The sequence below is a fragment of the Mesorhizobium sp. USDA 4775 genome, from assembly GCF_054062655.1.
Genome location: NZ_JBSSFM010000001.1, coordinates 4194154 through 4214026 on the forward strand (window position 1 = coordinate 4194154; position 19873 = coordinate 4214026).

Annotated in this window: 16 protein-coding genes and 1 pseudogene; 5 read left to right on the forward strand and 12 right to left on the reverse strand. The window is 62.8% G+C overall.

The features are described from left to right. Positions 1 to 66: 66 nt before the first annotated feature. A complete protein-coding gene (locus ACVILI_RS20555) occupies positions 67 to 783 on the reverse strand; it encodes a DNA-3-methyladenine glycosylase I (protein ID WP_064985699.1) in 717 nt (238 codons plus the stop codon). A gap of 86 nt (positions 784 to 869) precedes the next feature. On the opposite strand from ACVILI_RS20555, the gene ACVILI_RS20560 reads away from it, so the two are divergent. Further along, entirely contained in the window at positions 870 to 1433 is a 564-nt protein-coding gene (locus ACVILI_RS20560; protein WP_019858366.1) for a DUF1003 domain-containing protein, read from the forward strand. Then, positions 1430 to 2017: a DedA family protein gene (locus ACVILI_RS20565; RefSeq protein WP_038647009.1), complete on the forward strand. Its 588-nt coding sequence runs from the start codon at positions 1430 to 1432 to the stop codon at positions 2015 to 2017. The genes ACVILI_RS20560 and ACVILI_RS20565 overlap by 4 nt, the downstream gene beginning before the upstream one ends. 23 nt (positions 2018 to 2040) lie before the next feature. On the opposite strand, the gene ACVILI_RS20570 is transcribed toward ACVILI_RS20565, so the two are convergent. Both ACVILI_RS20570 and ACVILI_RS20575 read right to left on the reverse strand, forming a co-directional pair. Then, entirely contained in the window at positions 2041 to 2400 is a 360-nt protein-coding gene (locus tag ACVILI_RS20570; protein WP_038647011.1) for a diacylglycerol kinase, read from the reverse strand. Positions 2401 to 2478: 78 nt separating this feature from the next. Further along, a complete protein-coding gene (locus ACVILI_RS20575) occupies positions 2479 to 2895 on the reverse strand; it encodes a GFA family protein (protein ID WP_027046878.1) in 417 nt (138 codons plus the stop codon). 415 nt (positions 2896 to 3310) lie between these two features. On the opposite strand from ACVILI_RS20575, the gene ACVILI_RS20580 reads away from it, so the two are divergent. Beyond that, positions 3311 to 4381, forward strand: a complete 1071-nt coding sequence (locus ACVILI_RS20580; protein ID WP_038647013.1) for a diguanylate cyclase — start codon at positions 3311 to 3313, stop codon at positions 4379 to 4381. A 164-nt stretch (positions 4382 to 4545) separates the two neighbouring features. On the opposite strand, the gene ACVILI_RS20585 is transcribed toward ACVILI_RS20580, so the two are convergent. From ACVILI_RS20585 to ACVILI_RS20605, 5 genes are all read right to left on the reverse strand, one after another. Then, positions 4546 to 5814: an IS256 family transposase gene (locus ACVILI_RS20585; RefSeq protein WP_457102496.1), complete on the reverse strand. Its 1269-nt coding sequence runs from the start codon at positions 5812 to 5814 to the stop codon at positions 4546 to 4548. 65 nt (positions 5815 to 5879) lie between these two features. After that, positions 5880 to 6443, reverse strand: coding sequence for a DUF4337 domain-containing protein (locus tag ACVILI_RS20590; RefSeq protein ID WP_457102579.1), 564 nt, complete (start codon positions 6441 to 6443; stop codon positions 5880 to 5882). 193 nt (positions 6444 to 6636) lie between these two features. Further along, a complete protein-coding gene (locus ACVILI_RS20595) occupies positions 6637 to 8010 on the reverse strand; it encodes a class II 3-deoxy-7-phosphoheptulonate synthase (protein WP_019858372.1) in 1374 nt (457 codons plus the stop codon). A gap of 135 nt (positions 8011 to 8145) precedes the next feature. Further along, complete coding sequence (mfd, locus tag ACVILI_RS20600; RefSeq protein ID WP_240565015.1) at positions 8146 to 11643, reverse strand: transcription-repair coupling factor; 3498 nt, start codon at positions 11641 to 11643, stop codon at positions 8146 to 8148. 73 nt (positions 11644 to 11716) lie between these two features. Continuing rightward, a complete protein-coding gene (locus ACVILI_RS20605; protein ID WP_038647017.1) occupies positions 11717 to 12004 on the reverse strand; it encodes a succinate dehydrogenase assembly factor 2 in 288 nt (95 codons plus the stop codon). Between the two features lie 92 nt (positions 12005 to 12096). Here ACVILI_RS20605 and recG point away from each other — a divergent pair, with 92 nt between their 5' ends. After that, a complete protein-coding gene (gene recG / locus ACVILI_RS20610) occupies positions 12097 to 14205 on the forward strand; it encodes an ATP-dependent DNA helicase RecG (RefSeq protein WP_064985706.1) in 2109 nt (702 codons plus the stop codon). Here recG and ACVILI_RS20615 read toward each other — a convergent pair. From ACVILI_RS20615 to ACVILI_RS20630, 4 genes and pseudogenes are all read right to left on the reverse strand, one after another. Then, on the reverse strand, positions 14157 to 14909 hold the full coding sequence (locus tag ACVILI_RS20615) for a DUF502 domain-containing protein (RefSeq protein ID WP_038647021.1): 753 nt from the start codon (positions 14907 to 14909) through the stop codon (positions 14157 to 14159). The two genes, recG and ACVILI_RS20615, sit on opposite strands and share 49 nt — an antisense overlap. Before the next feature lie 90 nt (positions 14910 to 14999). Then, on the reverse strand, positions 15000 to 16823 hold the full coding sequence (gene glmS, locus ACVILI_RS20620; protein WP_457102580.1) for a glutamine--fructose-6-phosphate transaminase (isomerizing): 1824 nt from the start codon (positions 16821 to 16823) through the stop codon (positions 15000 to 15002). Positions 16824 to 17027: 204 nt separating this feature from the next. Then, positions 17028 to 18405, reverse strand: a pseudogene (gene glmU, locus ACVILI_RS20625) (bifunctional UDP-N-acetylglucosamine diphosphorylase/glucosamine-1-phosphate N-acetyltransferase GlmU). A gap of 158 nt (positions 18406 to 18563) precedes the next feature. After that, the gene (locus ACVILI_RS20630; RefSeq protein ID WP_019858381.1) at positions 18564 to 19310 is read right to left on the reverse strand and encodes a cytochrome c biogenesis CcdA family protein; all 747 of its coding nucleotides are present in this window, start codon (positions 19308 to 19310) and stop codon (positions 18564 to 18566) included. 177 nt (positions 19311 to 19487) lie between these two features. On the opposite strand from ACVILI_RS20630, the gene ACVILI_RS20635 reads away from it, so the two are divergent. Beyond that, a complete protein-coding gene (locus ACVILI_RS20635; protein ID WP_019858382.1) occupies positions 19488 to 19865 on the forward strand; it encodes a COG4315 family predicted lipoprotein in 378 nt (125 codons plus the stop codon). The last annotated feature ends 8 nt before the right edge of the window (positions 19866 to 19873 follow it).

A 19873-nucleotide genomic window follows, 5' to 3' on the forward strand; every position in this document is an offset into this window, starting at 1 on the left:
CGGACCGATTGACATGGTCAATCGTGTCGGACCGATTGACGTGGTCAATCGTGTCGAGACCGTCGATCAGTCGTCGCCCATATATTCGCGCAACGACTGCGGAGAATGGTTCTCGCCGATCGACATCGCCAGGATGCGCGAAATGTGCCGGCGCGGCAGGCCTGTGTCCGCCACCCATTGATTGATCTGGGCCTGGATCTTGTCGAGATCCTTCTTCGAGGTCGGGCTTTCGGCGATGTCGAGGCCGGCGTCACGAAGCGCTGCCGCCATATCGGCCGAGATGACGAAGGCGTCCCAGCCCAGCCAGCGAAGGAAATACTGGCCTGTATTGCCGCCCAGTCGGCTGCCATGCTTGCCGAGATAGGCCATCAGTCCGATCTGGTCGTCGGCAGGCCAATTGGCGAGGAATTCGCCGAAGCCGCCATGCTCCTTCGACACGCGTTCGACGAAGGCAGCGTTGTCGCGGACGGATTTGATTTTCTGCGGGTTGCGCACGATGCGCTGATCGGAAGCCAGATCGTGCCAGAAATCGTCAGGCTGGAACAACAGCCGCTTCGGCTCGAAGCGCAGAAACGCCTCTTCGAAACCGGGCCATTTCTGCTCGATGACGCGCCAGACGAAACCGGCGGCAAAGATCCGCTCGGCCATGGTCGAGAGAATGCGATCGTCCGGGATATCGGCGACCGCGGCATTGTCGGGCACTGGCCCGAGCAGCGTTGCAAGCTCCGCTTCGCCGCCCTTGCGTTTTGCCGCGCGCAGGCGAATTTTCTGGAAATCGGCCATGGGTCCCTCGCTGTTGGCTTGAATGTAACACTTCCCGCGAGAGGCGGCAGCCTCTACGTCTATCTCCACCGACGACGGAGACGGCCATGTACAAGACAATCGACGACCTGGCGAACCGCTGGCTCAAGCGACGGCCGGACGGCCTCAGCAAGTTGGAGAGCCGGGTGCTGCTATCGACGCTCGAGCGCACCACGATCTCCAGGGACACCAACAAGGCGGTCGCTTTTCACCAGACCTTTGGCGACCGCCTTGCCGATACGATCGCCCGCATCGGCGGCTCCTGGTCCTTCATCATGGGCTTCATCGCTTTCCTGATTGTCTGGACAGTTGGCAATGTCTGGCTTCTGACGCGCGATGCCTTCGACCCCTACCCGTTCATCTTCCTCAATCTGGTGCTGTCGATGGTCGCCGCCTTGCAGGCGCCGGTGATCATGATGGCGCAGAACCGCCAGACCGAACGCGACCGCATCGACGCCGCCCACGATTACGAGGTCAATCTGAAGGCCGAGATCGAGATCATGGCGCTGCACGAGAAACTCGATGAACTGCGCCACAGCCAGATCATCGGCATGCGCGACGAGATCGTGCGGCTGGCGGAAGCGGTCAAGCGCATCGACGAGAGTCTGGCGCGGCAGCAGTCGGCCCCATGACCGAAGCGATCCATCATTTCATCGAACAATATGGACTGCTTGCCGTCTTTCTCGGCTGCGTCGCCGAAGGGGAAAGTGCTGCCATCCTCGGCGGTTTCTTCGCCCACCAGAATGTTTTCGTGCTGTGGCATGCCATTGTCGCGGCAGCGCTCGGCGCCTTCGCCGGCGACACCTGCTTCTTCATCCTGGGCAGAAGTTTCGCCGACAACCGCCATGTCGTCAGGTTGCGCAGGCGGCCGGGCTTCCGCCGCGCCTACCGTCTGCTCAACACCCATCCCAACATCTTCGTGCTGTCGAATCGCTATGTCTACGGCATGCGCCTGGTCGGTGGCATCGCGGCCGGCCTGTCGACCATAGCAGCACCCCGCTTCGTCATTCTCAACGCCATCTCATCGACGATCTGGGCGGTGCTGTTCAGTACGATCGGCTATGTCTTCGGGCTCGGCGCCGAGCATTTCGTTGGCCAGGCGCTGATGCGCCACGAGCGGCTGTTCATCGGGCTCGGCATTGGCCTCACCGTGGCCGTGCTGGCCTGGCTTGTCGCCCGCCACATCGCCAAGCGGGAACGTCGCCGGGAGCAGTGATGCCGCCGGCCTCACTCGGAAGGTCAGATCGGAAAGCCGGTGAGCCGCTCGATGAGCGCAATGCCCCAGACGCCGGCGACGATGATCACCGAGATCAGCACCGCCAGCGAGCCGCAATCCTTGGCCAGTTGGATGTCGACATTGAACTCCCGGCTGAAGGCATCGCAGGCCGCCTCGATGCCGGTGTTCAGCACCTCGACCATGATCAGCAACAGCACCGCCCCGATCAGCAGGGCATAACCGCGCCAGGAGACCGAAACGAACCACGCCGCCGGCAGGGCGAGCACCAGCAGCATCAGTTCCTGCTGGAAAGCCTTCTCGCTGGCGGCCAGCTTGCGAAACGCCCGCACCGAATTGAAAAAAGCGTCGATCAGCCGCTGCATGCCCAAACCTCATTCCGAGTTATCGGCACGAGATAAAGCAACGGCCCGATCAAGGGAATAAGGCGTCTCGTCCAAAATTCATCCAGCGACCGCTATCGAAGGCGTCGACTTTTCAAACTGCGGCAGCCCGTCGTCGATCGAATAATAGTCGCCCTTGTCACCAACAAAGATATGACAGTCGCCCTTGAGACCTGTCGGCTTGTCGAACGCTCCCGCCATGACCGAAATATAGTCTTGAGCCCTTGGCTTCCAGAAAAGCACGGACCCGCATGTCCTGCAGAAGCCGCGCCCGGCGAAAGCGGACGCTTCATACCATGTGATGCTTTCCGTGCCTTCGATAACGATGTCGGCGTCGGCGACGTTGGTCGCGGCATAGAAATGCCCGCTTTGCTTCCTGCATTGCGAGCAATGACAGTAGACGACGCCGCGCAATGCTCCCCTTGTCCGGAAGCGGACCGCGCCGCACAGGCATGATCCCTGGTGACTGTCACTCATTTCGGCACTCCCTGGAGAAACCTCGCCCAACATCGTTGCCAGGATTCCAGCTTTGCGGTGGTTGCGCGCAAGCAAATGCGACATCGATTGGCATGACGGATTCGAAATTCAGTTTCATTTCCATCAGCACAACGCCCGGATTTCGAAGTCAAAGCCTTCAAAACTGGGCTCTGTCCCGCGATGGTGGTACAAAATTTATGCTTCTACAGCCACAGGTAGCGAAAAACCTGTGGAAGTCGTGCGGATTAAGGAAACTTTAGCGCCACCGCATCTATGGTCACGCCAAGCGAAGATGGCGGGTGGGGACGCGTCTCTTCGCAAGATGTTCTGGACGATCAGGTCGCGCTCCCCAGGTCGGCGATCAATGGAACCCGCAAATTCCGCGCCGGGATCCGAGGGGAAGAGTGGATCAGACATGCAGCCGGCAGCCGCCACAACCGAACGAAGCACCGACATCGCAGCCACGGTTGTTGCCACCATGCGCCAGCTTGGCGTCCTCGGCCTGCCGCGCAACTACGAAATCTTCTACGAGGCATTGAGCGGCACCAACCGCGAACTCAGTCTCGCCGTCGTGTCGCTGAGCAGCCGGCCGACGCAGGACGAACTGGATCAGATCGGACGCGCCTTCTTTGCCCAGAACCACGGCCCCGGCATCGTCGAGCATGCGCGGGACGTCATCGCCCGGGAACTCGAGGAGGTCGCGGCGCTTTTGCGGAGCGAACGCAGCCACATCGAAAAATACGGCAGGATCCTCGACGAGACATCGAATGGCCTGAGTGGCCGCAGCCTGCTCTCGCAGGATCTTCTGCAAAAAATCGCCAACGCCATGGCCGTTGCCACCAATTCGACGATCGATCACGGCAAGCAGATCGCTTCGACGCTTAGCGACAAGACGGCCGAACTCGAAAGCGTCAAGTCGAAGCTCGAGGAATACAAGCGGCTGGCCGATACGGATCCGTTGACCCAAATCTGGAACCGCCGCGCCTTCGACAAGGAAATCACCCGGATCTACACCAGCAACAAGGGCATCCTGTTCAACGCCTTGATCCTTGCCGACATCGATCGGTTCAAGGACATCAATGACCGCTACGGCCATCCTGTCGGCGACAAGATCATCCAGATCATCGCCGAGATTTTCCAGACCAGCATTCGCGGCGACATGTTCGTCGCCCGCACCGGCGGCGAGGAGTTTGCGCTGATCGTCGAGGGTGCCAGCGAAGACGCCACCTACGAGATCGCCGAGCGCATTCGCGCCCTGATCGAGCAGACGCCGTTCACCAGCAGCCAGACCGGCATGAATTACGGCACGGTGACCGTCTCGATGGGCATCTGCATGGCATCCGAGGCCGAAGGCCCGGAGGACCTCTACACCAAGGCCGACCGGGCGCTCTACCGTTCGAAAGTGAGCGGCCGCAACCGCGTCACCAAACATTCGACGATGGCCGGCCGCGCCGGCAAGAGCTGGCTGCTCTACAAGAAGGACTGACGCCAGTCGCCGTCGACAGGCAATGCGGGCCTCTTTCCAATTGGATGGCGATGCCCGGCCGGCTCAATCAGACATAGACGAATTCAGAGATAGGCGAAGCCGGCCGCGATCACACCCAGGGCGCCCAGCGCCGAGCTATGCTGGAATTTGGGTGACGAGGCTGATCAAGCGGCGCTCTGCGGCTTCAATTCGATGACCTCGATTCCATCTTGGAATCTGGCACCTGCGATGAGTTTCGGCAACTGATTTTGTCCTTTCAATCGTCGCCATGTCCTGGCGGCGGCCATGACCAGTTTGAAGACCATCAGCCTTGCGGTCTTCGATGATAGGGAGCCTTTCGTGCGCACCGTGCGATGGCGAACGGTGGCAAAAACGCTCTCGATGGGATTCGATGTCCGCAGATGATCCCAATGTTCGGCGGGGAAATCGTAGAACGCCAGCAAGGCATTCTGATCTTTGGTCAGGCAGTCGACCGCCTTGCCGTATTTCGCATCATATTTCTCGACAAAGACGGCAATCGCCGTCTCGGCTGAGGCTCGGTTCGGGGCGGAAAAGATTTCGCGCAGATCTGTCTTCATGCCGGCCTGCATTGAGTTCGGCACCTTGTTGAGCACGTTGGCTGTCTTGTGCACCCAGCACCGCTGGTGCTTGGTGCCGGGAAGGACCTCATCGAGCGCGCTCCAGAAGCCAAGCGCGCCGTCGCCGACGGCAAGATCGGGCGCGATTTGCAGGCCACGACGCTTCACGTCGACCAGCAGCTCGCGCCAGCTCTGCGCACTCTCACGAATCCCTGTCTGGAAGCCGACGAGTTCTTTTTTGCCCTCAGGCGTGGCGCCGATCAGCACCAGCATGCATTCGGCATGGTCTTCCATGCGCGCCTGGAGATAGACCCCGTCCGCCCACACATAGACATAATGGCGCGCCGAAAGATCGCGCTTTTGCCAACGCTCGTATTCGGTGGTCCACTCTGCCGTCAGCCGCGTGATCACCGAGGGTGAGAGGTTCGCTGCCTCCTTGCCGAGCAGGGCTGCCAGAGCTTCCTGAAAGTCGCCCGTCGAAACGCCGCGCAGGTAAAGAACGGGAAGCAGCGCGTCCAGACTTCGCGTCCGACGCGCCCATTTGGGTAGGATCGATGAGGAAAACCGGACCCGGTCCGCTTCGCCGGTCGCGCCGCGGTCCCGGACCTTCACCCGGCTGACGGGCACCGGCCCGATCCCCGTCTGGATGCTCCGCTCCGGGCCGCGACCGTGCCGGACCAGCCGCTCACGTCCGTCCGGCAGCTTCAGATCCCGCATCTCGGCAAGAAACGCTTCGGCCTCCATCTCGATCGCCTGCGCCAGCAATTTGCGCGCGCCGGTGCGGAGCACATCCGTCAGGGGATCATCGATCTCGTCGGGCTGACGAAGGCGAACAATGTTGATAGTCTCGTTCATGGCGTATCGCTCTCCTTGAGAGGTTCTGGCAGGCTTCAATCACCCGCCTCGATACGCCGCCCTTCTCAAACCGTCATCACCCATTTTCCGCCATAGCTCCCCAGCGCCAGCGAGCCGATCCACGGCCAGCGCTTGCCACGGGTGATGATGGAGAGCGTCGCGACGGCGATCGAGATGTGCAGCAGCGTCACCGCCAGCGTCAGGACATGATGACGGCGTTCGCGCACGTCGCTATCGCGCAGCTTTTCGTCGACCTGCTTTTCAAATTCGGTCGCCTTGGCCTGGATCTCTGCACCATCGGCTTCATTGCGCTTCGCGGCGGCCTGAAATTGGTCGGTTCCTGGGCCACCCGTCGCCGCCGCGATCTCATAGCTGTTCTTCTTGATGCTCTTTGCCTGGAAGAAACTCCACTGATCGCTGGCCTTGTTCTGGAGATAGGCCGCCTCGCTCTTGTCGTTTATCGCCTCCGCGGTTTCGAGCGACTCGAAGCTGCCGACCGTCGCGGCGAGAACCGCCAACACCGCTATTGTGACGGAGACCGTGGTCAGAAAGGGATTGCCCTCATGCGCGGCATGTTCGGCATGCTCGGCGTTCTCGAGGTGCTCCTGGGTAGCGTCTTCCATTGCCATTCGTCGAATCCTGGCCAGCGATGATTGGGTCGACGGCGAACCTTCACCTCAATCTTGTTTTGCACAGGTCGCGTCAGCATAAATTTTCGTAAGGTTTGACGCGACGACCGCCTGGACAACATCGTCCCGGAACAAGAAAAGGCGCCGGATTTCTCAGGCGCCTTCGCATGTTGGTCGTTTGGGATCGGCAGGATCAGCCGTTGACGGCCTGCTTGTGCTGCACCGGATGGCTTTTCTTCAGGAGATCCGACACCAGGAAGGCCAGCTCGATCGCCTGATCGGCATTGAGGCGCGGGTCGCAATGCGTGTGGTAGCGGTCCTGCAATTCCTCGGCCGTGATGGCGCGCGCACCACCCGTGCATTCGGTGACGTTCTTGCCGGTCATCTCGACATGGATGCCGCCCGGATGCGTGCCTTCGGCGCGGTGCACCTCGAAGAAGGTCTGCACCTCCTTCAGGATGCGGTCGAACGGCCGCGTCTTGTAACCGGCGGCTTCGATCGTGTTGCCATGCATCGGGTCCGACGACCAGACCACGCTGCGGCCTTCCTTCTGCACCGCCCGCACCAGCTTCGGCAGATGGTCGGCGACCTTGTCGGAGCCGAAGCGGGCGATCAGCGTCAGCCGGCCGGGCTCGTTCTCGGGGTTGAGCAGGTCGATCAGCTCCAGCAAGCCGTCAGCGGTCAGCGACGGGCCGCATTTCAGGCCGAGCGGGTTCTTGATGCCGCGGCAATACTCGACATGGGCATGATCGGGCTGACGTGTGCGGTCGCCGATCCAGATCATGTGGCCTGACGTGGCATACCAATCGCCGGAGGTCGAATCGACGCGGGTCAGAGCTTCCTCATAGCCAAGCAGCAGCGCTTCATGGCTGGTGTAGAAATCGGTCTCGCGCAGCGCGTAATTGGTCTCCGAGGTGATGCCGACGGCCTTCATGAAGTCCATCGTCTCGGTGATGCGGTTGGCGAGCGACTCGTACTTTTCGCCCTGCGGGCTGTCAGCGACGAAGCCGAGCATCCAGCGATGCACGTTCTCCAGGCTGGCATAACCGCCCTGGGCGAAGGCGCGCAGAAGGTTGAGCGTCGCCGCCGACTGGCGGTACGCCATTTCCTGGCGGGCAGGATCGGGAATACGGGACTTGGCGTCGAATTCGATGCCGTTGATGATGTCGCCGCGATAGCTCGGCAGCGTCACCTCGCCCTTGGTCTCATTGTCGGACGAACGCGGCTTGGCGAACTGGCCGGCAACGCGACCGACCTTCACCACGGGCTGTGCGCCGGCGAAGGTCAAGACGACCGACATCTGCAGGAAGACCCGGAAGAAGTCGCGGATGTTGTCGGCGCCGTGTTCGGCAAAGCTTTCGGCGCAATCGCCGCCCTGGAGCAGGAACGCCTCACCGGCAGCGACCGCCGCGAGTTGCTTCGTCAGCTTGCGCGCTTCACCGGCAAAGACCAGCGGCGGAAAGGTGGCGAGCTGAGCTTCGGTGTTCTTCAGCGCGGCAAGGTCCGGATAGGCAGGAACCTGCTTGATCGGCTTTGCTCTCCACGAATTCGGCGACCATTTCGTCATCGCTGCACCCAACACTCTTTCCGGCGAGCACCCTCGCCCGCCTTTTCCGCCCCTATATGGGTTGGCGGCTCCATACACGAAGCCGATTTCCTATTCTAGACCGGAATTTCAGCACTGGCGAATGGGTCGGGTGGGCTAAACAGCCTTCTCAACAAGGCGCGCCAGTTGCGTCATGACCACCGCCGAGCCCGCCAGCCGCTTCTCGGCGGTCGGCCAATCGCGAGTGAAGACGACGCTGTGGTCGGGGCGGATCTTGGCCAGCGAACCCTGCTCGCCGATGAACTTGACCAGGCCGACCGGGTTGGAGAACTCGCGCTTGCGGAAATGAATGACGACGCCCTTCGGGCCCGCATCGAGCTTCTCGACATTGGCTTTGCGGCAGAGTGCCTTGATGAAGACGATCTTCAAGAGATGCTTCACCTCGTCCGGCAGCGGGCCGAAACGGTCGATCAGTTCGGCGCCGAAAGCGTCGATCTCCTCGGTGTTTTCGAGGTCGCCGAGGCGGCGGTAAAGCGCCAGCCTGAGCTGCAGGTCCGGCACATAGCTTTCCGGGATCATCACCGCCGTGCCGACGGCGATCTGCGGCGACCAGCCGCCATCCTGGACCTCGCCGGAATCCTTCACCTCGGCTACGGCCTCTTCCAGCATCTGCTGGTAGAGCTCGAAGCCGACCTCCTTGATATGGCCGGACTGCTCTTCGCCCAAGAGATTACCGGCGCCCCTTATATCGAGATCGTGGCTGGCGAGCTGGAAGCCGGCGCCCAGCGTGTCGAGCGACTGCAGCACTTTCAGCCGGCGCTCGGCCGCGTCAGTCAGTTTGCGGTTGGCCGGCAGCGTGAACAGCGCGTAGGCGCGCACCTTGGAGCGGCCGACGCGGCCGCGCAACTGATAGAGCTGCGAGAGGCCGAACATGTCGGCGCGATGGATGATCAGCGTGTTGGCGGTCGGGATGTCGAGGCCGGATTCGACGATGGTGGTCGACAGAAGCACATCGTATTGCCCATCATAGAAGGCGTTCATGATGTCGTCGAGTTCGCCCGGCGGCATCTGGCCGTGGGCCACAGCCACTTTCAGTTCGGGCACCGATTCTTTCAGGAAATCATGGATTTCCGAGAGATCGCTGATGCGCGGGACGACATAGAAGGAGTGTCCGCCACGATAACGCTCGCGAAGCAGCGTCTCGCGAATGACCAACGGATCGAAAGGCGAGATGAAGGTGCGCACCGCCATGCGGTCGACCGGCGGCGTGGCGATCAGCGACAGTTCGCGCACGCCCGTCAGCGCCAGTTGCAGCGTACGCGGGATCGGCGTCGCCGACAGCGTCAGCACATGGACATCGGTCTTCAGATCCTTCAGCCGTTCCTTGTGCTTGACGCCAAAGTGCTGCTCCTCGTCGATGATCAGCAGGCCGAGATTCTTGAACGAGATCGAGGAGCCGAGCAGCGCATGGGTGCCGACAACGATGTCGACCTGGCCCTCGGCCAGAGCCTTCTTCGTCTCCGCCAGTTCCTTGGCACCGACCAGCCGCGAGGCCTGCGCGACGCGGACGGGAAGGCCCGAGAAGCGCTGGGAAAAGGTCTTGAAATGCTGGCGTGACAACAGCGTCGTCGGCACCACGACCGCGACCTGGAACCCTTCCATCGCCGCGATGAAGGCGGCGCGCAGTGCCACTTCGGTCTTGCCGAAGCCGACATCGCCGCAGATCAGCCGGTCCATCGGCTTGCCGGCGCCGAGGTCATCCCTGACCGAGTCGATGGCCGTCTGCTGGTCGTCGGTTTCCTCATAGGGGAAACGCGCGGCGAATTCGTCATAGAGACCTTCGGCCGGCACCAGCGCCGGCGCGGCGCGCATCTGCCGCTCGGCGGCGATACGGATCAGCTGCCCGGCCATGTCGAGCAGGCGCCGCTTCAGCTTGGCCTTGCGCGACTGCCAAGCGCCGCCACCCAGCTTGTCCAGCGTCGCCTCGGCGGAGTCGGAGCCATAACGCGACAGAAGCTCGATGTTTTCGACCGGCAGGAACAGCCGGTCATCGCCGGCATAGTGGATTTCCAGGCAGTCATGCGGCGCGCCGACCGCCTCGATGGTGCGCAGGCCGATGAAGCGGCCAATGCCATGGTCAGTGTGGACGACGATATCGCCGGCCGACAGCGCAGAGGCCTCCGCGATGAAGTCGGAGGCGCGCTTCTTGCGCTTGGAACGCCGGATCAGCCGGTCGCCCAAAATATCCTGTTCGGCGACGACGACCAGTTTTTCGGTCTCGAAGCCGGATTCAAGCGGCAGCACGGCCAATGCCGCCTGCCCCGGCTCGAGCTGTTCGGCTTGCGCCAGCGTCTCGACCTGCTTGAGATTGCCCAGATGATGCTCGGTGAGAATCTGGCCAAGCCGGTCGAGCGAACCCTCTGTCCAGCCGGCGATGACAATACGCCGACGTGCCGCGCGCTCGTCGGCGATATGCCTGACGACGACATCGAAGACGTTGATATTTGGATCGGCGCGCTCCTCGACGAAGCTGCGGCCATGGCGCGAGCCGGCGTGATAGACCTTTTTCGCGCCGGCATCGGGCGCGTCGAAGGGCGTGAAGTCGATCGCTTCGCGTGGACCGAGCGAGGCGATCAGGTTCTCCGGCGAGAGGTAGAGCAGATCCGGTGCCACCGGCTTGTAGGGCACGGCATCCTTCAGCGCAGCATCGGCCTGCTTTTTGCGCGCTTCATAGTGATCGAGGATCAGTGTGTGGCGCTCGGCCAGCGCCTCATGCGCCAGATGGTCGAAAACCACAGGCGTATCCGGCAGATAGTCGAACACCGTCTCCAGCCGCTCATAGAAGAACGGCAGCCAATGCTCCATGCCGGCAAACCGCCTGCCCTCACTGACTGCCGCGTAGAGCCCGTCGTCGCGCTGCGGCGCGCCAAAGGCTTCGATATAGGAGCGGCGGAAGCGGCTGATGGTTTCAGGCGTCAGCGCCACTTCGCTCATCGCCTGCAGCGCCATCGACTTGCGCTGGCCGGTGGTGCGCTGGGTGGCGGCATCGAAGACGCGGATCGATTCCAGCGTGTCGCCGAAGAAATCGAGCCTGAGCGCCTCGGTCCAGCCGGGCGCGAAAAGGTCGAGAATGCCGCCGCGCACCGCGAACTCGCCGATGCCGCGAACTGTCGGCACCCGCTCGAAGCCGGACGTTTCCAGCCGCGCAATCAGCGCGTTCATGTCGATCTGGTTGCCGGGCCTGGCATGAAAGGTCTGTGCCTCGACCAGATCAGCCGGCGGAATGCGCTGCAGCAGCGCATTGGCGGTGGTGAGGATGACGGCGCGATGCGGCTTCTTCGCCAGCGCGATCATGGCCGTCAGCGCGTCGAGGCGCTTGGCGGCGGCATCCGAGCCGGGCGAGACGCGATCGTAGGGCAGACAGTCCCAGGCCGGCAGTTCCAGCACCGGCAGTCCGGGCGCGGCAAAGGCCAGTGCCTCGATGATAACAGGCAGGCGCTGGCCGTCGCGCGCCACGAACAGCACCGGCTTGTGGGGCGCGATCTCGAATGCGGCCTGCACCAGTGCAAACGCCTCGTATCCATCGGCGACACCATCGACGATGAACTGGCCGGCACGGCCTTTCGGCAGACCAATGGTGGGAATGAGGCTCATCAAATCACGGTCTTTGTTTGTCGCAATTCCTGTGGGGAAAACCGCTTCGCACTTTTCCTGGAATTGCTTTTGTTCAGAAAGTCATGGTCCGGCGGGACGCCAGGATCTTTTGCAGGACAGGACAATCGATATCCGCCGGGATCGGGCGTTCACCGGTGATCAGCGGCAGGAATTTGGTGTCGGAAATGTCGAGGAGCCTCTCATATTGTTCGATTTCCTCAGCCGTCAAGGCGCCGATCTCGGCGTCGGCGAAGGTGCCGAGAATGAGATCCATCTCGCGCATGCCGCGGTGCCACGAGCGGAACAACAGCTTGCGGCGGTGGGCGTCCAGCCCCTCGCTTGATCGTTTCGTTCCGGTCATTGTGGCGCATCCTCACTTGCTGCGGCGCATATAGCGTGGATAGAAGGGGCTGTCAGCCTTGCGCTGTGGCCGTCGCGACATAAGCTGACATCATGCGTCCTTCCATCCTCGATCCGCTGTTTGTTCCGATCACTTCGCTTGCCGGCGTCGGACCCAAGGTCGGCGCGCTGATCGAGAAGGTCGTCACGGCGGATCTTGGTGATCGAGCGGCCCGCGCGGGCGACCTTCTGTTTGTGCTGCCGCACACCGTCATCGACCGCCGCAGCCGGCCGGGCATCGCCGGTTCCGCGGAAGGCCAGATCGTGACCCTCGACGTGCGCATCGACCGTCACCAGCCGCCGCCGCGCGGCAACCGGTCGGTGCCTTACAGGGTCTTTGCCCACGACGATACCGGCGAGATCGGCCTGACCTTCTTTCATGCGCACGCCGCCTATCTCGAAAAGGCAATGCCCGTGGGCGAGCATGTCGTGGTCTCGGGCCGCATGGAATGGTTCAACGGCCGTCCGACCATGGTCCACCCCGACCATATCGCGCTGGCCAGCGAAGCAGAGAACCTGCCGCTGGTCGAACCGGTCTACCCGCTCACCGCAGGGCTCTCGGGCAAGGTGCTGCGCCGCGCGATCGGCCAGGCGCTGGCGCGCCTGCCCGAATTTCCGGAGTGGCAGGACGGCGCCTTCATGCGCCGGCACACCTTTCCCACCTTTGCCGACGCGCTTACCCGCATCCACAATCCGGCCGATCCCATCGACGTTTCCATCGACGGCGCGGCCTGGCGGCGTCTTGCCTATGACGAGTTGCTGGCGGGCCAGGTCTCGCTGGCGCTGGTGCGGGCAAAGATCCGCCGCCTGTCCGGCCGCCCCCTGGTCGGCGACGGCCGCATCGTCGAGAAACTGCGCGCAGCCCTTCCCTATTCGCTGACCGCAAGCCAGGAATTCGCGCTGGCCGAAATCAATGCCGACCTTGCCGACCCCGAGCGCATGCTGCGGCTGCTGCAGGGCGATGTCGGCTCAGGCAAGACGGTGGTCGCGCTGCTTGCCATGGCGCGCGCCGTCGAGGCCGGCGGCCAAGCGGCACTGATGGCACCGACCGAAATCCTGGCGCGCCAACATCTGGCGACGATCGCGCCGCTCGCCGCCAGAGTCGGGCTGCGCATCGCCATACTCACCGGCCGCGAAAAGGGCCGCGAACGCACCGAAACACTGGCCGGCCTGGCAAGCGGCGAGATCGACATCGTCGTCGGCACCCACGCGCTGTTCCAGGAGACGGTTACCTTCCACGATCTGGTGCTGGCCGTCATCGACGAGCAGCATCGTTTCGGCGTCCATCAGCGGCTTGCCATCACCGCCAAGGGCGATGCGCCCGACATGCTGGTGATGACGGCCACCCCGATCCCGCGCACGCTGGTGCTGACCGCCTTCGGCGACATGGATGTCTCCAAGCTGACGGAAAAGCCGGCCGGTCGCCAGCCGATCCGCACCGTCACGCTGCCGCTGGAACGGCTCGACGAACTGGTCGCCCGCATGCAGGACGCCGTCGCCGGCGGCCAGAAAATCTACTGGATCTGCCCGCTGGTCGAGGAGTCCGAAGAGATCAAGCTGATGTCGGCCGAGGATCGCTTTGCCTCGCTGAAGCCGCTGTTCGGCGACCGCATCGGCCTTGTCCACGGCCGCATGAAGGGCGCCGAGAAAGACGAGGCGATGCGCGCCTTCAAGGAGGGCGAAACCCGCATCCTGATCGCCACCACGGTCATCGAGGTCGGCGTCGACGTGCCCGACGCTACCGTCATGGTCATCGAACATGCCGAGCGTTTCGGCCTTGCACAGCTGCACCAGCTACGCGGACGGGTCGGGCGCGGCGACAAGCCCTCCTCTTGCGTGCTGCTCTACAAGGATCCGCTCGGCGAGACCGCAAAACGCCGGCTGTCGGTGATGCGCGAGACCGAGGACGGCTTCTTGATCGCCGAGGAAGACCTGAAATTGCGCGGCGAAGGCGAGCTGTTGGGCACCCGCCAGTCCGGCACACCGGGGTTCCAGGTGGCGCGCATCGAGGCGCATGCCGATCTCCTGGAGGCAGCCCGCGACGATGCAAGGCTTATCCTGTCACGCGACCCGGAATTGCAATCCGGCCGCGGCGAGGCGCTGCGCCTGCTGCTCTATTTGTTCGGCCGCGACGAGGCCGTGCGGCTCTTGCGCGCCGGATGAGGCCCCAGCGGCGGATTGGCGACCGTTCCGTTGATCGGCTCGCCATTCAGCGTCACCATCTTGCTTTTCACCTCCGGCGCCACCAGCCCGGCCGAGACAATCAGCTTGGCGCCGTCCTCGATCGTCATGTCGAGCAGCACGATGTCCGACTTCAGCACATACATCAGGAACCCGGTCGTCGGGTTCGGCGTGCAGGGCATGAACACGGCGATCAGCGGGTCGCCTTCCTGGTCAAGTTTCTCGTTGATCTCGGTTTCCTTCTCGCTGGCGACGAAGACCAGCGACCACACGCCCTTGCGCGGATATTCGACCAGCCCGACCTGGCGGAACATGTCGCCCTTGTTCGACAGCACGGTCTCGAAGATCTGCTTCAGCGAGCCATAGATGCCGCGCACCAGCGGCATGCGGCCAAGCAGGCGCTCGCCGAAACCGACAATGGCGCGGCCGACGATGTTGGCGGTGAGGAAACCGATCAGCGTGATCAGGATCAGCGCGACGATCAGCCCGAACCCCGGAACAGGGAACGGCAGATAGGTGTCGGGACTGTAACGCGCCGGAATATAGGGCTTCACCCAGGAATCGACCCAGCCGATGAACGACCAGGCGATATAGGCGGTGATGGCCAGCGGCGCGCAGACGACGAAGCCCGTGAGGAAATAGTTCCTCAGCCGGGTCATGCCGGAGGTCTTGGGAGCATCGGACATGGTTCACCGGGCGCGGGTTGCAGCGCAACATTAGTGAACCGGGACGCCGTTTGGAACTGCGAAGTTTTTAAAGAGCGCCTGTTAAGGCCCCTACTCCACCGTCACGGATTTCGCCAGATTTCGGGGCTGGTCGACGTCGGTGCCCATGAACACGGCGGCGAAATAGGCCAGCATCTGGATCGGCAGCGCATAGATGATCGGCGAGATGATTTCGGGTACGTCGGGCAGGATGATCGTCTCCATCGTCTTGACGCTCACCTGCGCCGCCCCTTTGCTGTCGGTGATCAGGATGATCTTGCCGCCGCGCGCCGCCACTTCCTGCATGTTCGACACGGTCTTTTCGAAAATGCGGTCATGCGGCGCAATGACGATGACCGGCATGTTCTCGTCGATCAGCGCGATCGGCCCATGCTTCAATTCGCCCGCCGCATAGCCCTCGGCATGGATGTAGGAGATTTCCTTGAGTTTCAGCGCGCCTTCCATGGCCAGCGGGAAATTGGTGTCGCGGCCGAGATAGAGCACGTCCTTGTAGCGTGACAGTTCGCGCGCGATCCGCTCGATCTGCTCTTCGAGCTTGAGCACCTGGTTGGCATAGCGCGGCGCTTCCGAAAGCGCGCGCACCAGGGTCTTTTCCTGTTCCTTCGAAATCACCCCGCGCGCCACGCCGGCGCGCACCGCAAGCGAGGCCAGCACCGACAGCTGGCAGGTGAAAGCCTTGGTCGAGGCGACGCCGATCTCGGGGCCGGCCAGTGTCGGCAGCACGACGTCGGATTCGCGCGCCATGGTCGATTCGCGAACATTGACGACGGCGCCGATCTTCATGCCGGCCTTGCGGCAATAACGCAGCGAGGCCAGCGTGTCGGCGGTCTCGCCCGACTGCGAGATGAAGAAGGCGGCGTCATTGGCCGACAGCGGCATCTCGCGATAGCGGAACTCCGAGGCGACATCGATGTCGACCGGCAGCCGCGCATAGCGCTCGAACCAGTATTTGCCGATCAGGCCGGCGAGATAGGCGGTGCCGCAGGCCGAAATCGCCAGCCGGCCGATCTTGGCGAAGTCGAACGGCAGGTCGAGCGGCTTGGAGACGCCGGAGACGAAGTCGACATAATGCGCCAGCGTGTGCGAGATCACCTCGGGCTGTTCATGGATTTCCTTCTCCATGAAATGCCGGCGGTTGCCCTTGTCGACCATGAAGGAGGTCGACAGCGACTGCTGGCGCTTGCGCTCGACTTGTCTGCCGTCGATGTCGAAGATGGCGACGCTGTCGCGGCGCACCACCGCCCAGTCGCCGTCCTCGAGATAGGTGATCGAATTGGTGAATGGCGCCAGCGCAATGGCATCGGAGCCCAGGAACATCTCGCCGTCGCCATGGCCGACGGCCAGCGGCGGGCCGTTGCGGGCGCCGACGATCAGGTCCTCATCGCCCTTGAACATGATGGCCAGCGCAAAGGCGCCTTCCAGCCGCCTCAGCGCCTGGTGCGCCGCCTCGACCGGCTTCAGCCCCTTGGCCAGCTCGCGCGCCACCAGATGCGCCACGACCTCGGTGTCGGTCTGCGAGGAGAAGGCATAGCCATCGCGGACCAGTTCGTCGCGCAGCTCGGCAAAGTTCTCGATGATGCCGTTGTGGACGATGGCGACGCCGTCGGAAAAATGCGGATGCGCATTGGTCTCGTTGGGCACGCCATGGGTGGCCCAGCGTGTGTGGCCGATGCCGATCGTGCCGTCGAGCGGCTCCTCCTTGAGCCGGCGTTCGAGGTTGATCAGCTTGCCTTCGGCGCGGCGGCGGGCGAGCTGACCATGTTCGATGGTGGCCACACCGGCCGAGTCATAGCCGCGATATTCCAGCCGCTTCAGCGCATCGACGATGAGCGGCGCAACCTGCGAATGGCCGACGATTCCAACGATACCGCACATGTAGACAGCCCCCGATTCCCCGTGGAAAACCAGCGCTATTTAGGGATGGCCGGCCTACCGCGAAAGTCACATTGCATTTCGTCCGGTGTAACGGACGTTTCTCCACGCATGCACCATGCCAGACCGCTCTTGCAATCCGGTTACTGCAATTGGTCGGTTTTTCGATTGCTTCGGCGGAAGTAAAGCCGCCGGCTGACCGCTAGACTAGTGATCGGCGCCAGCCGCCTTCTTCTTCGCCGCCGCGGCCGAGGCAAAGCGCTGGCGCAATTCCTTGCCCTTTCCGGGGATCGTCTTCTGGCGGGCGCGGCCGAAGGCCAGCGCGTCGTCGGGCACGCTTTCGGTGATGACGCTGCCCGAGGCAATGTAGCCGCCCTTGCCGATCGAAACAGGCGCCACCAGCGAGGAGTTCGAGCCGACGAAGGCGCCCTCGCCGATATCGGTGAAGAATTTCGAATAGCCGTCATAATTGCAGGTAATGGTGCCGGCGCCGATATTGGCGCCCCGCGCCGACGCGGGCATCGCCGATATAGGTCAGATGGTTGACCTTGGCGCCCTCCTCGATGACAGCCTGCTTGACCTCGCAGAAATTGCCGACCTTGGCTTTGTTCCGAAGATCGGCTCCCGGCCGCAACCGCGCGAACGGACCGACATCGCAGTTCGCGGCAATGGTTGCGCCTTCGATATGGCTGAAGGCATGGATCTTGGCGCCGCCGGCGATCTTCACGCCCGGGCCGAACCAGACATTCGGCTCGACGATGGTGTCGGCGCCGATCTCGGTGTCGTGCGAGAAATACACGGTCTCCGGCGCGATCAGCGTCACGCCCGACAGCATCGCCTCCTGACGGCGGCGCGCCTGCCAGATGCCTTCGGCCTGGGCCAGTTCGGCGCGGTTGTTGATGCCGAGCGCATTCTCGAAACTGGCCTCGGTGGCGACGACATCAAGGCCCTGCGCACCGGCGATCTCGACGATGTCGGTGAGATAATATTCGCCCTTGGCGTTCTTGTTGCCTACCGCGTCGAGCAGTTTCAGCGCATGGGCGCCGGCCACCGCCATCATGCCGGCATTGCAAAAACCGATCTTCTTTTCCGCCTCGGAACAGTCCTTTTCCTCGCGGATGGCAATCAGTTTGCCACCTTTTTCGACCAGCCGGCCGTAGCCGTTTGGAAGAGGCGGACGGAAGCCGATCACCGCGACGGCCGCGCCTTCGGCGAGTTTCAGCCGCGCCAAGTTCAGCGCTTCCGCATCGATCAGCGGCGTGTCGCCGAACATCACCAGGATGTCGTCATAACCCCTTGATATCGCTTCACGTGCGGCAAGAACAGCATGCGCCGTACCCAAGCGCGCTTCCTGCACGAAGGTTTCGGCCTTGGGCGAGAACTTCGCCACCGCCTTGCGCATCTCTTCCGCACCATGGCCGATGACGATCGCATCGCTGCTGGCACCTGCGGCGTCGGCCGCCTTGACCACATGGGCGACCATCGGCAGGCCTGCGATCTGGTGCAGCACCTTCGGCAGCGCGCTCTTCATGCGCGTGCCTTCGCCGGCGGCGAGAATGACGGACAGGCAGGATCTCTGGCTCATAGGCGAACAACCATAGGAAAAGGGTTGGGAATCAACACAGGATAGCAGTGGCGCCATGCTGCACCAATGCGGTTAAATTCCGGTGAGATGACGGAGCCGCCGACTCTTAATCAGTTAGTCCACAGCTCGATCCTAACAGCAATAGCGGCATTGGCGATCTACCCCAGCCGGCCCAGCACCGGGAAATTCTCCAGCAGCCAGTAGGACACGGTCTGCACGCCGCCGGTGAGGAAAAACACGCCGGCGACCACCAGCAGCGCGCCGATCGCCTTTTCGACGCGGCCGAGATGGACGCGGAATTTGCCGAGGAAGCGCATGAAGGCGCCGGAAAATAGCGCCGCGATCAGGAAGGGGATGCCCAGCCCGAGCGAATATGCGGCGAGCAGCAGCGCGCCCTCGCCCACCGTTTCGCGCCCGCCGGCCAGCGTCAGGATCGGCCCCAGCACCGGACCGATACAGGGCGTCCAGCCGAAGGCGAAGGCCAGCCCCATGACATAGGCGGCGACGGCACTGGCCGGCTTGCCTTGCGACTGGAAGCGCGCCTCGCGCGACAGCAGCGGAATGCGCAATATGCCGAGGAAATTCAGGCCCATCAGGATGATCAATACGCCGGCGCCCATCGCCAGCGGCTCCTGCCAGACGCGCAACAGCCGGCCGATGGTCGAGGCGCCGGCGCCGAGCGCCACGAACACCGTCGAGAAGCCGAGCACAAAGGCGATCGAGGAATAGAGCAGCGCGCCGCGTGTGCCTTCGCGGGCCGTGACACCGGCATTGCCGCGAAAATCGTCGACCGACACGCCTGCCATGTAGCAGAGATAGGGCGGCACCAGCGGCAGCACGCAAGGCGACAGGAACGAGATGGCTCCCGCCCCGACGGCGCTGACATAGCCGATGTCCAATGCCATTCCAAAACTCCAAACGCTCCCCGGCGGATATAGCGACGGCCGGGCATGTCTGCCAATCACCATTGTGTGGAAATTCAGCGGCATACGGACATGGGGACGAAAGCGCCGGCATGCGACGTTGATATCAAAGAGGCCGCGATTTCCCGCGCGTCTCCAATATCAGCCAGGGAGATTTCCATGAAAACCATAACCATAGGGCTGGCCGCGCTGCTTCTCAGCACCGCCGCATCCTTTGCCGCCGACGCCTGGAAGGAGGCCGATGTAGGCGGCACCAAGATCTTCACCGATGCCAAGGGTATGACGCTCTATACCTATGACAAGGATGAGAAAGGCAAGTCGAACTGCTACGACAAATGTGCCGCCAACTGGCCACCGCTGAAGGCGGAGGCCGGCGCGAAGACTTCGGAAGGATGGACAATCGTCGACCGTACCGACGGCACCAAGATGTGGGCCTATGACGGGAAGCCGCTTTACACATTCATCAAGGACAAGAAAGCCGGAGATGTGAGCGGCGATGGCGTCGCTGGCGTCTGGCATACCGCCAAAGCCGATTGATCCTCGAT